The organism is Variovorax sp. 01N425 (genome assembly GCF_056399465.1).
The window spans coordinates 238,684-250,856 of the sequence record NZ_JBFTRJ010000003.1 but is presented as its reverse complement, the minus strand read 5'-3'; the positions used below and the strand labels follow the sequence as shown (position 1 = coordinate 250,856).

Below are 12,173 nucleotides of genomic sequence, written 5' to 3'. Positions count from 1 at the left end.
CATTGTTTCGAAATAATGATTCCCGAGCGCCGTCACGTCAACCGCTTTTTGCTGAAGAATGAACGAACATCTAAAAAAAAGGGTTTGGATACATGAATGACGCGATTGGCGGCAAAGAAGAAGTCAGCGCGCTTGCCAGGGGGCTGGCCTTGCTCAAGGTCATCGGAATGGCAGCCGCACCCATCAGCAATCGCGACCTGGCCGAAACCACCGGCATCCCCAAGGCCACCGTGTCCCGCCTCACGGCCACGCTGGTGGCCGCGGGCTACCTGAAGCAGTCGCAGGACAGCGACCGCTTCAGCCTCGGGCCCGCGCTGCTCGACATGAGCAGCCGCTACCTGCGCCACTTCGACCTGCGGACGGTGGCCCGGCCGCATCTTTCAGAGCTGTCCGAATTTGCCGGCGCCAGTGTCCACATGGGCGTGCGCGACGAGCTCGACATGCTCATCATCGATTCGCTGCGCCCCCGCTCCGCGCTGATCAGTTCGCGCATCGAAGTGGGCTCGCGCATGACCATTGCCACCTCGGCCGCGGGCCGCGCCTACCTGGGCGCGCTACCCGCCGCCGAGCGGGCCGAAGTGCTGGAGCAGATCCGCCTGGAGAGCGGCGAGAACTGGCCCTCGATCGAACCGCGCCTGATGGCCGGGCTCGATGAATACGCGCGCCTGGGCTATTGCAGCTCGTTCGGCGAGTGGCATCCGCACATCCATGCCCTGGGCTTTGCGCTCAAGGGCCCGCGCGGCGAGCGCTACGGCGTGAGCTGCGGCGGCCCCGCCTACCTGCTGCCCAAGGACGTCATGCTCGGCCGCGTCGCCCCCAGGCTCCTCGAAACCGCCCAGCGGATCTCCCAGGAAGCCGGCACCGTCAGCACCGACTGATCCCCGCCGCTGCCACGGCTCCCTTCGTGAAACACCGGGGATCCGGCTTTGCCGGTCCTCTGGTGTTGCCCCCGGAAGGGGGTTGGCGGAGCGACACGAAGTGCGCGAAGACTGGGGGAGAACTCAGTTCGCGGCTTCCAGGCCGTTCGTGAAATGCTCGCGCATCCGCGCCATCGCCGCCGCGGCATCCCGTGCCTCGATGGCCGCCATCACCGACCGGTGCTCCGCGAGCGATTCCGCGATGCGCCCCGCCTTCAGCAGCGAGTTGTGCCGGTTGAGCTTCATCACCTTGCGCAGGTCGGCCACCATCTGGTCGCGCCACTTGTTGTTCGCAATGGCCAGAAGGCACATGTGGAAGCGCTCGTTGACCGCGAAGAAATGCTCGCGGTCTTCCTTGCCGGGGGCGCCTGCCGCTTCGAGTTCGGCATGCAGCGCCTTGAGCTCCGCGCGCTGGGCCTCGCTCGCGCGCTCGGCCACCACGCCGGCCGCATCGCTTTCCAGCAGCGAGAGCAGGTGGTAGACGTCCGCCAGGTCCTGCTCGGACACCTCGGTGACGTAGGCGCCGCGCCGCACCTTCATGGTCACCAGGCCTTCGGCGGCCAGCACCTTCAGGGCTTCGCGCAGCGGCGTGCGGCTGATGCCGTATTCCTCGGCCAGCTTGAGTTCGTCGATCCAGCTGCCCGGCTCGAGCTCGCGGCGGAAGATCCGCTGGCGCAGCAGTTCGGCCACCTCTTCATAGAGGGCGCGCGGGGTGAGGGTGAGGGCGGACATGGGGCGGACTGTACCGCAAAAACGGGTTTGAATTAATAATTACGGATCGGTTAGACTCGCGGCCGGCTTGCAAATCCCTTGCAGGCGAATTTGCGACTACCCTGCAAGACACTGCGAAAAGCCCCTCATGAGCAGCAAACCCGAACCCACCTTCAAGCCGGCCAACCTCGACGACTGGGCCAAGGCCGCCGCCAAGTCGGCACCGGGCGGCGACCTGGGCGCGCTCAACTGGCTCACGCCGGACGGCATCACCGTGAAGCCGCTCTATACCGCGGCCGACCTGCAGGGCCTCAAGTACACCGACACGCTGCCCGGCTTCGAGCCCTACCTGCGCGGCCCGCAGGCCACCATGTACGCGGTGCGCCCCTGGACCATCCGCCAGTACGCGGGCTTCTCGACCGCCGAGGAATCGAACGCTTTCTACCGCAAGGCGCTGGCCGCCGGCGGGCAGGGCGTGAGCGTGGCCTTCGACCTGGCCACCCACCGCGGCTACGACAGCGACCATCCGCGCGTGACCGGCGACGTCGGCAAGGCCGGCGTGGCCATCGATTCGGTCGAGGACATGAAGATCCTGTTCGACCAGATCCCGCTCGACAAGGTGAGCGTGTCCATGACCATGAACGGCGCCGTGCTGCCGGTGCTCGCGGGCTACGTGGTCGCGGCCGAAGAGCAGGGCGTGAGCCAGGACCAGTTGAGCGGAACCATCCAGAACGACATCCTCAAGGAGTTCATGGTCCGCAACACCTACATCTTCCCGCCCGCGCCGAGCATGCGGATCATCGGCGACATCATCGAGTACACGGCGCAGAAGATGCCCAAGTTCAACTCGATCTCGATCAGCGGCTACCACATGCAGGAAGCCGGCGCCAACCAGGCGCTGGAGCTGGCCTTCACGCTGGCCGACGGCAAGGAGTACGTGAAGACCGCGCTGGCCAAGGGGCTCGATGTCGACGGCTTTGCCGGGCGCCTGAGCTTCTTCTGGGCCATTGGCATGAACTTCTATCTCGAAGTGGCCAAGATGCGCGCCGCGCGCCTCTTGTGGTGCCGCATCATGAAGGAGTTCAACCCCAAGAACCCCAAGAGCCTGATGCTGCGCACGCACTGCCAGACCTCGGGCTGGAGCCTGACCGAGCAGGACCCGTACAACAACATCGTGCGCACCACCATCGAGGCCATGGCCGCGGTGTTCGGCGGCACGCAGAGCCTGCACACCAACGCGCTCGACGAAGCGATTGCGCTGCCTACCGAGTTCAGCGCCCGCATCGCGCGCAACACGCAGCTCATCATCCAGGAAGAGACGCACATCACGAATGTGGTCGACCCCTGGGCTGGCAGCTACATGATGGAGAAGCTCACGCAGGACATGGCCGACGCGGCCTGGGCCATCATCGAGGAGGTCGAGGCGATGGGCGGCATGACCAAGGCCGTGGACAGCGGTTGGGCCAAGCTCAAGATCGAGGCCGCCGCCGCCGAGAAGCAGGCGCGCATCGATTCGGGCAAGGACGTGATCGTCGGCGTCAACAAGTACAAGCTCAAGAACGAAGACGCGATCGACAGCCTCTCCATCGACAACGTGATGGTGCGCGACCAGCAGGTGGCGCGGCTGCAGAAGATCCGCGCCTCGCGCGACACTGCGAAGGTGCAGGCGGCGCTCGATGCGCTCACCGAGGCTGCCGAAAACGGCACCGGCAACCTGCTGGCGCTGAGCATCGACGCGGTGCGCGCGCGCGCCACGGTCGGCGAGATTTCCGACGCCCTCGAAAAATCATTCGGCCGCCATCGGGCCGACACGCAAAAGGTGACCGGTGTGTACGCAGCTGCCTATGACTCGGCCGAAGGCTGGGAAACCCTCAAGACCGAAATCAACGCCTTCGCCGAGGAACAGGGCCGCCGCCCGCGCGTGATGATCTCCAAGCTGGGCCAGGACGGGCACGACCGTGGCGCCAAGGTGGTGGCCACCGCGTTCGCCGACCTGGGCTTCGACGTGGACATGGGGCCGCTGTTCCAGACGCCCGAGGAATGCGCGCGGCAGGCCATCGAGAACGACGTGCATGCCGTCGGCGTGAGCACGCTCGCGGCCGGCCACAAGACGCTTGTGCCCGCCATCATCAACGAGCTCAAGAAGCAGGGCGCCGACGACATCATCGTGTTCGTCGGCGGCGTGATTCCGCGGCAGGACTACGACTTTCTCTACGAAGCCGGCGTCAAGGGCATCTACGGTCCGGGCACGCCCATCCCGGCCAGCGCCAAGGACGTGCTGGAGCAGATCCGCGCGGCGGTTTCGGCCTGAGAAGCAGAGCGTGGGCGATCTCTTGTCGCGGCTGTCGCTGCAGCCGGTTGAATCCAGCGATTTCGAGGCCATGCTGGCCCTGCGCGTCGATGCGATGCGCCCCAGCCTGGAGCGCGTGGGGCGCTTCGACCCGGCGCGCTCGCGCGAGCGGCTGCAGGCCGGTTTCGTCGTGCCCTTCATGCACCACATCGTGCTCGACAGCGAGCTGCGCATCGGCTTCGTCACGCTCAAGCCCGAGGGCGCGGATGCGCTGCGGCTCGACCACCTCTACCTGCGCACCGGCTTCCAGGGCCTGGGCATCGGCGAGTGGGTGCTCGAGTGGGCCAAGTCGCAGGCGCGCGAACAGCGGATGGACATCAAGCTCACCGCGCTCGTGCAGAGCGATGCCAACCGCTTCTACCTGCGGCACGGCTTCGTGCTCGAAGGCGAAGAGGGCGTCGACCTGCACTACCGCTGGCGCGTGTCGTCCCCGGAGGACGCGTGCTGAACAAGCCGGCGGCTGCACTGGAGCGCGCGATTGCCGAATCAGGCGGCATGGCGCAGCGCCGCGCGATTGCCAAGGCCATCACGCTGCTCGAATCGACCCGCGCCGACCACCGCGCGCAGGCCGACGAACTGCTCACCGCGCTGCTGCCGCGCACCGGCCATTCGTTTCGCCTCGGCATCTCCGGCGTGCCGGGCGTCGGCAAGTCGACTTTCATCGAGGCGCTGGGCCTGCTGCTGATCGGCAAGGGCCACCGCGTGGCGGTGCTCACCATCGATCCTTCCTCCACTGTCTCGGGCGGCTCCATCCTCGGCGACAAGACGCGCATGGAGCGGCTCTCGGTGCACGAGCGCGCCTACATCCGCCCCAGCCCCTCGAGCGGCACGCTCGGCGGCGTGGCCGAGAAGACGCGCGAGGCCATGCTGGTGTGCGAGGCCGCAGGCTACGACATCGTGATCGTCGAGACCGTGGGCGTGGGCCAGAGCGAAACCGCCGTGGCCGGCATGACCGACATGTTCGTGCTGATGCAGCTGCCCAATGCGGGCGACGACCTGCAGGCCATCAAGAAGGGCGTGATGGAACTGGCCGACCTCGTCGTCATCAACAAGGCCGACATCGACAAGGATGCCGCGACGCGCGCGCAGGCCCAGATCACCTCGGCGCTGCGCCTTTTCGGCCACCAGGGCAACCCGGACCATGCGCATGCCGTGCACGACGCGCACAGCGGCGCAGAGGTGCGCTTCTGGCTGCCCCAGGTGCTGCAGCTGAGCGCATTGGCCGGCACGGGCGTCGACGCCTTCTGGGATGCCGTCACGCAGTTCAGGCAGCTGCAGAGCGCCAACGGCAAGCTCGCCAGGCGCCGCGAAAAGCAGGCCACCGCGTGGATGTGGGAGCGCATCGACGCCGGGCTCAAGCAGGCTTTCAGGCAGCACGCGCAGGTGCGCGAATTGCTGCCGCAGCTCACGCGCCAGGTGGCGGAGGGCGCGCTGCCCGCATCGACGGCGGCGCGCCAGCTGCTTGCGGCGGCCGCCATCACCGCCAGGCCATGACCCCACACCAAATTCAGGACCACAGCTTCGGAAGCACACCATGCAAGAACTGATCGAACAACTCGAAAAGCGCCGCGCCCAGGCGCGCCTGGGCGGCGGGCAGAAGCGCATCGACGCGCAGCACGCCAAGGGCAAGCTCACGGCGCGCGAGCGCATCGAGCTGCTGCTCGACGACGGCACTTTTGAAGAATGGGACATGTTCGTCGAGCACCGCTCGGTCGATTTCGGCATGGCCGAGCAGAAGATCCCGGGCGACGGCGTGGTCACGGGCTACGGGATGATCAACGGCCGCCTCGTGTTCGTGTTCAGCCAGGACTTCACGGTCTTTGGCGGTGCGCTCAGCGAAGCGCATGCCGAAAAAATCTGCAAGGTGATGGACCAGGCCATGAAGGTCGGCGCGCCGGTCATCGGCCTCAACGATTCGGGCGGCGCGCGCATCCAGGAAGGCGTGGCGTCGCTCGGCGGCTATGCCGACGTGTTCCAGCGCAACGTGATGGCCTCCGGCGTGGTGCCGCAGATCAGCATGATCATGGGCCCCTGCGCGGGCGGCGCGGTGTACTCGCCCGCCATGACCGACTTCATCTTCATGGTGAAGGACAGCAGCTACATGTTCGTCACCGGCCCCGAGGTGGTGAAGACCGTGACGCACGAGAGCGTCACGGCCGAAGAGCTCGGCGGCGCCGTCACCCACACCACGCGCAGCGGCGTGGCCGACATGGCGTTCGAGAACGACGTCGAGGCGCTCATGATGCTGCGCCGCCTCTACAACTACCTGCCGCTCAACAACCGCGAGAAGCCGCCGGTGCGCCTGGGCAACAACGGCCAGGGCGATCCGGCCGACCGGCCCGACTACTCGCTCGACACGCTGGTGCCAGACAATCCCAACAAGCCCTACGACATCAAGGAGCTGATCCTCAAGGTGGTGGACGATGGCGACTTCTTCGAGCTGCAGCCCGACTACGCCAAGAACATCGTGATCGGCTTCGCGCGCATGGAAGGCCAGACCATCGGCATCGTGGCCAACCAGCCGCTGGTGCTCGCGGGCTGCCTGGACATCAAGAGCAGCATCAAGGCCGCGCGCTTCGTGCGCTTTTGCGACGCCTTCAACATTCCGGTGGTCACTTTTGTCGACGTGCCCGGCTTCATGCCCGGCACGGGGCAGGAGTACGGCGGCATCATCAAGCACGGCGCCAAGCTGCTCTACGCCTATGCGGAGTGCACGGTGCCCAAGATCACCGTCATCACGCGCAAGGCCTACGGCGGCGCCTACGACGTGATGGCCTCCAAGCACCTGCGCGGCGACGTCAACCTGGCCTGGCCGCGTGCCGAGATCGCGGTGATGGGCGCCAAGGGCGCGGTGGAAATCATCTTCCGAGAGGACAAGAACGACCCCGAGAAACTCGCCGCCCGCGAAGCGGAATACAAGGCGCGGTTCGCCAACCCATACGTGGCGGGCGCGCGCGGCTACATCGACGACGTGATCCTGCCGCACGAGACGCGCAAGCGCATCTGCCGCTCGCTCGTGATGCTGCGCGAGAAGAAGCTCGAGAACCCGTGGCGCAAGCACGGAAACATCCCACTGTGAGCGGCACGGAGAAGAAGAACATGTTCAAGAAGATACTGATCGCCAACCGCGGCGAAATCGCCTGCCGTGTGATCCAGACCGCGAAGAAGATGGGCATCCTCACCGTCGCGGTCTACTCCGACGCCGACAAGGAGGCCCGCCACGTCGAGCTGGCCGACGAGGCCGTGCACATCGGTGCCGCGCCCAGCCGTGAGAGCTACCTGCAAGCGGACCGCATCATCGCGGCCTGCAAGCAGACGGGCGCCGAGGCGGTGCACCCGGGCTACGGCTTCCTGTCGGAGAACGAGGCCTTCGCGCGCAAGGTCGAGGAAGAGGGCATTGCCTTCATCGGACCCAAGCACTATTCGATCGCGGCCATGGGCGACAAGATCGCCTCCAAGAAGCTCGCGAACGAGGCCAAGGTCAACACCATCCCGGGCTGGAACGACGCCATCGAGACGGCCGAGCGCGCGGTCGAGATCGCCAAGGACATCGGCTACCCGGTGATGATCAAGGCCTCGGCCGGCGGCGGCGGCAAGGGCCTGCGCGTGGCCTACAACGACAAGGAGGCCTTCGAGGGCTTCACCTCGTGCCGCAACGAGGCACTGAGCAGCTTCGGCGACGACCGCGTGTTCATCGAGAAGTTCGTCGAGGAGCCGCGCCACATCGAGATCCAGGTGCTGGGCGATTCGCACGGCAACGTCATCTACCTGAACGAGCGCGAATGCTCGATCCAGCGCCGCCACCAGAAGGTGATCGAGGAGGCGCCTTCGCCGTTCATCAGCGACGCCACGCGCCGTGCGATGGGCGAGCAGGCGGTGCAGTTGGCCAAGGCCGTGAAGTACCAGAGCGCGGGCACGGTGGAGTTCGTGGTCGGCAAGGACCAGAGCTTCTACTTTCTGGAGATGAACACGCGGCTGCAGGTGGAGCACCCGGTGACCGAATGCATCACGGGGCTCGATCTTGTCGAGCTGATGATCCGCGTGGCGGCCGGCGAGGAACTGCCGCTCACGCAGGAACAGGTCAAGCGCAACGGCTGGGCCATCGAGTGCCGCATCAATGCCGAGGACCCGTTCCGCAATTTCCTGCCTTCGACCGGCCGCCTCGTGAAGTTCCAGCCGCCGGGCGAGACCATGTTCGCGGCCGACACCGAGCGCCTGAACGGCGTGCGCGTGGACACCGGCGTGTACGACGGCGGCGAGATCCCGATGTACTACGACTCGATGATCGCCAAGCTCATCGTGCACGGCAAGGATCGCCAGCATGCGATTGCCCGCATGCGCGAGGCGCTCAACGGCTTCGTGATCCGCGGCATCAGCAGCAACATCCCGTTCCAGGCCGCGCTGCTCGCGCATCCGAAGTTCGTGGCGGGTGATTTCAACACCGGCTTCATCGCCGAGCACTACGGCAAGGGCTTCCATGCGGAAGACGTGCCGCACGCCGATCCGGCTTTCCTGATTGCGCTTGCGGCCTATGTGCACCGCCGCTATCGCGCGCGGGCCTCCGGCATCAGCGGACAGCTCGAAGGCCACGGCGTGAAGGTGGGCGAGCAGTTCGTGGTGGTGGAGCTGGGGCCGGAGGGCAGGCATGTGCACCATCCGGTGTCGGTCACCGACTTCCATGGCAAGACCGGCGCCAGCGCCGTGGCCGTGGGCGGCAAGAGCTACAAGATCGACAGCGGCTTTGCGCTCGGCGCCATTCGCGTGCAGGGCATGGTCAACGACCGGCCCTTCACCGCGCAGGTCGAGCGCGGTGCCGGCAAGAACCCGCTGGCGCTGCGCGTGTCCCACGACGGCACGCAGATCGAGGCGATGGTGCTGTCGCCCCTGGGTGCGCGCCTGCTCGAACTGATGCCCTACAAGGCGCCGCCGGACCTGAGCAGGTTCCTGATGTCGCCAATGCCGGGCCTCCTGGTCGAGGTGTCGGTGCAGCCGGGTCAGCAGGTGCGCGCCGGCGAGAAGCTGGCCGTGATCGAGGCCATGAAGATGGAAAACGTATTGTTCGCCACGCAGGACGGCGTGGTCGGCAAGATTTCGGCGGGCAAGGGCGAATCGCTCGCCGTCGATCAAATCATTCTGGAGTTCAACTGATGGGTGCCAACGACTTGCAAACAACGATCACGCTGCACCGGCCCGCCAAGGCCGTGGCGCCGCAAGGCCCCTGGACGGTCGAAGCGATTCAGGCCCTGCTCGACAAGCCGCTGATGGACCTGCTGTTCGAGGCGCAGACGGTGCACCGCCAGCATTTCCCGGAAGGCGACATCGAGCTGGCGACGCTGCTCTCGGTCAAGACCGGCGGCTGCCCCGAGAACTGCGGCTACTGCCCGCAGTCGGCCGAGTTCGACACCGGCGTGAAGGCGCAGAAGCTCATGGAAGTCGACGAGGTGGTGCGCGCCGCGCAGGCCGCCAAGGACGCCGGCGCCACGCGCTTCTGCATGGGCGCCGCATGGCGCGCGCCGAAGGACCGCGACGTCGAGAAGGTGGCCGTGCTGGTCGAGGCCGTGAAGGGGCTGGGCCTGCAGACCTGCGCCACGCTCGGCATGCTGGAGCCGCACCACGCGCACCAGCTCAAGGCCGCGGGCCTGGACTACTACAACCACAACCTCGATACCGCGCCCGAGTACTACACCGACGTGGTCGACACGCGCACCTACCAGGACCGGCTCGACACGCTGGCCCATGTGCGCAGCGCCGGCATCAGCGTGTGCTGCGGCGGCATCGTCGGCATGGGCGAGCAGCCGGTGCACCGCGCGGGACTGATCGCGCAGCTGGCCAACCTGGATCCGTACCCGGAGTCGGTGCCGATCAACAGCCTGGTGCGCGTGCCCGGCACGCCGCTGGCCGATTCGGAACCGGTCGATCCCTTCGACTTCGTGCGCATGATCGCGGTCGCGCGCATCACGATGCCGACCGCACGCGTGCGGCTCTCGGCGGGCCGCCAGCAGATGGGCGATGCGGTGCAGGCGCTGTGCTTCATGGCCGGCGCGAATTCGATCTTCTACGGCGACAAGCTGCTCGTCACCGGTAACCCCGACGTCGAAGCCGACACGGTGCTGCTGCGCAAGCTCGGCCTCAATGCGCGGCAGGTGCAGGAGCAGCCCGAAGGTTGCGCCGCATGATCACCGCCGCCGCACGCCCCTTCAAGGTGCTGGGCATCCAGCAGATCGCCATCGGCGGCCCCGACAAGCTGCGCCTGCAGAAGCTCTGGGTCGATATGCTGGGGCTCGAGGTCACGGGCACCTTCAAGAGCGAGCGCGAGAACGTCGACGAAGACATCTGTTCGATGGGCAGTGGGCCGTTCAAGGTCGAGGTCGACCTGATGCAGCCGCTCGACCCCGAGAAGAAGCCGGCCGTGCACGCCACGCCGCTCAACCACGTGGGCCTGTGGATCGACGACCTGCCCAGGGCCGTCGAGTGGCTCACTGCGCAGGGCGTGCGCTTTGCGCCCGGCGGCATCCGCAAGGGCGCCGCCGGCTTCGACATCTGCTTTCTGCACCCGAAGGCGAACGACGAGTTTCCGATCGCGGGCGAGGGCGTGCTGATCGAGATGGTGCAGGCGCCGCCCGAGGTGGTGAGCGCCTTCAGCGCGCTGGCCGCTACGCGTTGAGCACCTTCCTGATAGGCGGCTTCACGTCCGAGCGTTGAGGCGGCAGCATCGGCTGGTGCTCGCGCGCCGGGTTCAGGATGATCGAGGTGGCGGTTTCGGTGAGGATGCAGAACTTGGTGACCACCGCATCGAGGTGGCTCACGTCGATGACCGCGATCTCCAGGATCCAGCTGTCGTCGCCGGTCACGTTGTAGGCATTGACGCATTCGGGCGTCTGCTGCACCAGTTCCACCACGCGCGCATAGTCGGCGCGGCCCACGCGGATGATCGCGCGGATGCCATAGCCGAGCTTGCCGAGGTTCACGGTCGCGCGGTAGCCGCTGATCACGCCCGCCGCCTCGAGCTTTTTCACGCGCTCCGTCACGGCCGGCTGGCTCAGGTGCACGCGGCGGCCGAGCTCGGCCATGGTGAGCCGCGCATCGGCCTGCAGTTCGGCCAGGATGCGGGTGTCATGCGCGTCCAGCGCGGGGTTCAAGCTGAAGTCCATGCAACTCCTTCAAATCGACGGTATGAAACGCAAAGAACCATGAGATGTGCATGGTTGCGAGAAGATTGCTTTCATACCATGGACGGCGTTTCCATACCAACAAGACAACACCGACATGCCCACTCTCGCATCCCCCGCCCAAGCCGCGTCCGGTCCCGCGCGCACCGCACTGCCGCCGCTGCTGTGGCTCTGCCTGGCCGCCACCTGGGTGGTCTGGGGCTCGACCTATCTCGCGATCAAGTACGCGCTGATCAGCTTTGCGCCGTTCCTGCAGATGGGCTCGCGCTTCCTGTTCGCGGGCGTGCTGCTCGCCGCCTGGATGCGCTGGCGCGGCGCGGCCTGGCCTTCGCGCCTGCAGTGGCGCAATGCCCTCGTGGTCGGCACGCTGATGCTGGGTGGCGGCATGGGCGGCACGGCCCATGCCGAGGTGTCGATCGGCTCCGGGCTGGTGGTGGCCTTCATCGCGGTGGTGCCGCTGCTGATTGCGCTGCTCAACCTGATCTGGGGCGTGAAGCCGACGCGGCTGGAGGCGGCGGGCATTGCGCTCGGGCTCATCGGCGTGCTGATGCTGACGCAGGGCAGCGGCTTCCAGTCGTCGCCAGCAGGCCTGGCGGCAATTTCCATTGCCTGCATCTGCTGGTCGATGGGCAGCGTGCTGAGCCAGCGCAGCCTGCCGCTCGCGCCCGGCGCGATGGGTTTCGCGAGCGAAATGATCTGCGGCGGCGTGGTGCTGCTGGTGCTCTCGGTGCTGTCGGGTGAACAGCTGGTGTGGCCACCGCAGCCCGAGGCGGCAGCTGCCTGGCTGTACCTCGTGGTGTTCGGCTCGCTGATCGCGTTCAACGCCTACATGGTGCTGCTCGCAAGGGCGCCCGCCGCCCTGGCCGCGAGCTACACCTTCGTCAATCCGGTGATTGCGATGCTGCTGGGCGTGTGGGTTGCCAACGAGACCGTGACGCGCTTCGAGTGGTACGCGGTGGCCGTGGTGCTGGCCGGTGTTCTGCTGCTGCTCTTCAAGCGCCCGCAGAAGGCGAAAGAGAGCTGAAG

The 12,173-nt window shown here is 66.7% G+C and carries 11 protein-coding genes; 9 read left to right on the top strand and 2 right to left on the bottom strand.

The window, feature by feature from the left end; all coding sequences use genetic code 11:
* Nucleotides 1-92 precede the first annotated feature (92 nt).
* The gene (locus AC1DSC_RS06795; RefSeq protein ID WP_018902829.1) at nt 93-878 is read left to right on the top strand and encodes an IclR family transcriptional regulator; all 786 of its coding nucleotides are present in this window, start codon (nt 93-95) and stop codon (nt 876-878) included.
* Between the two features lie 123 nt (nt 879-1,001).
* On the opposite strand, the gene AC1DSC_RS06790 is transcribed toward AC1DSC_RS06795, so the two are convergent.
* Nucleotides 1,002-1,649, bottom strand: coding sequence for a GntR family transcriptional regulator (locus tag AC1DSC_RS06790; RefSeq protein ID WP_012747247.1), 648 nt, complete (start codon nt 1,647-1,649; stop codon nt 1,002-1,004).
* A 127-nt stretch (nt 1,650-1,776) separates the two neighbouring features.
* On the opposite strand from AC1DSC_RS06790, the gene scpA reads away from it, so the two are divergent.
* From scpA to AC1DSC_RS06755, 7 genes are read left to right on the top strand one after another with little or no spacing between them, the layout of a single operon-like run.
* A complete protein-coding gene (gene scpA / locus AC1DSC_RS06785) occupies nt 1,777-3,939 on the top strand; it encodes a methylmalonyl-CoA mutase (protein ID WP_018902828.1) in 2,163 nt (720 codons plus the stop codon).
* A gap of 10 nt (nt 3,940-3,949) precedes the next feature.
* Nucleotides 3,950-4,426 (top strand): GNAT family N-acetyltransferase, encoded by a 477-nt coding sequence (locus AC1DSC_RS06780; RefSeq protein WP_018902827.1) that lies wholly within the window; start codon nt 3,950-3,952, stop codon nt 4,424-4,426.
* Complete coding sequence (gene meaB, locus AC1DSC_RS06775) at nt 4,420-5,472, top strand: methylmalonyl Co-A mutase-associated GTPase MeaB (RefSeq protein WP_018902826.1); 1,053 nt, start codon at nt 4,420-4,422, stop codon at nt 5,470-5,472. Before AC1DSC_RS06780 ends, meaB begins: the two co-directional genes overlap by 7 nt.
* 40 nt (nt 5,473-5,512) lie before the next feature.
* Entirely contained in the window at nt 5,513-7,057 is a 1,545-nt protein-coding gene (locus AC1DSC_RS06770) for an acyl-CoA carboxylase subunit beta (RefSeq protein WP_007828159.1), read from the top strand.
* Nucleotides 7,058-7,077: 20 nt separating this feature from the next.
* Nucleotides 7,078-9,126, top strand: coding sequence for an acetyl-CoA carboxylase biotin carboxylase subunit (gene accC / locus AC1DSC_RS06765; protein ID WP_026283787.1), 2,049 nt, complete (start codon nt 7,078-7,080; stop codon nt 9,124-9,126).
* Nucleotides 9,126-10,154 carry a biotin synthase BioB gene (bioB, locus tag AC1DSC_RS06760; RefSeq protein WP_018902824.1) on the top strand — a complete coding sequence of 343 codons (1,029 nt, stop codon included), beginning with the start codon at nt 9,126-9,128 and terminating at the stop codon, nt 10,152-10,154. Before accC ends, bioB begins: the two co-directional genes overlap by 1 nt.
* Complete coding sequence (locus AC1DSC_RS06755) at nt 10,151-10,642, top strand: VOC family protein (RefSeq protein ID WP_038106567.1); 492 nt, start codon at nt 10,151-10,153, stop codon at nt 10,640-10,642. The genes bioB and AC1DSC_RS06755 overlap by 4 nt, the downstream gene beginning before the upstream one ends.
* On the opposite strand, the gene AC1DSC_RS06750 is transcribed toward AC1DSC_RS06755, so the two are convergent.
* Complete coding sequence (locus AC1DSC_RS06750; protein ID WP_012747254.1) at nt 10,632-11,129, bottom strand: Lrp/AsnC family transcriptional regulator; 498 nt, start codon at nt 11,127-11,129, stop codon at nt 10,632-10,634. The genes AC1DSC_RS06755 and AC1DSC_RS06750 overlap by 11 nt on opposite strands.
* A gap of 115 nt (nt 11,130-11,244) precedes the next feature.
* Here AC1DSC_RS06750 and yedA point away from each other — a divergent pair, with 115 nt between their 5' ends.
* The gene (gene yedA / locus AC1DSC_RS06745; RefSeq protein ID WP_018902822.1) at nt 11,245-12,171 is read left to right on the top strand and encodes a drug/metabolite exporter YedA; all 927 of its coding nucleotides are present in this window, start codon (nt 11,245-11,247) and stop codon (nt 12,169-12,171) included.
* The last annotated feature ends 2 nt before the right edge of the window (nt 12,172-12,173 follow it).

Coding starts and splice junctions, on each gene's coding strand:
- AC1DSC_RS06795 (WP_018902829.1), top strand. CDS start 93: ATGAATGACGCGATTGGCGGCAAAGAAGAAGTCAGCGCGCTTGCCAGG.
- AC1DSC_RS06790 (WP_012747247.1), bottom strand. CDS start 1,649: ATGTCCGCCCTCACCCTCACCCCGCGCGCCCTCTATGAAGAGGTGGCC.
- scpA (WP_018902828.1), top strand. CDS start 1,777: ATGAGCAGCAAACCCGAACCCACCTTCAAGCCGGCCAACCTCGACGAC.
- AC1DSC_RS06770 (WP_007828159.1), top strand. CDS start 5,513: ATGCAAGAACTGATCGAACAACTCGAAAAGCGCCGCGCCCAGGCGCGC.
- accC (WP_026283787.1), top strand. CDS start 7,078: ATGTTCAAGAAGATACTGATCGCCAACCGCGGCGAAATCGCCTGCCGT.
- bioB (WP_018902824.1), top strand. CDS start 9,126: ATGGGTGCCAACGACTTGCAAACAACGATCACGCTGCACCGGCCCGCC.
- AC1DSC_RS06755 (WP_038106567.1), top strand. CDS start 10,151: ATGATCACCGCCGCCGCACGCCCCTTCAAGGTGCTGGGCATCCAGCAG.
- AC1DSC_RS06750 (WP_012747254.1), bottom strand. CDS start 11,129: ATGGACTTCAGCTTGAACCCCGCGCTGGACGCGCATGACACCCGCATC.
- yedA (WP_018902822.1), top strand. CDS start 11,245: ATGCCCACTCTCGCATCCCCCGCCCAAGCCGCGTCCGGTCCCGCGCGC.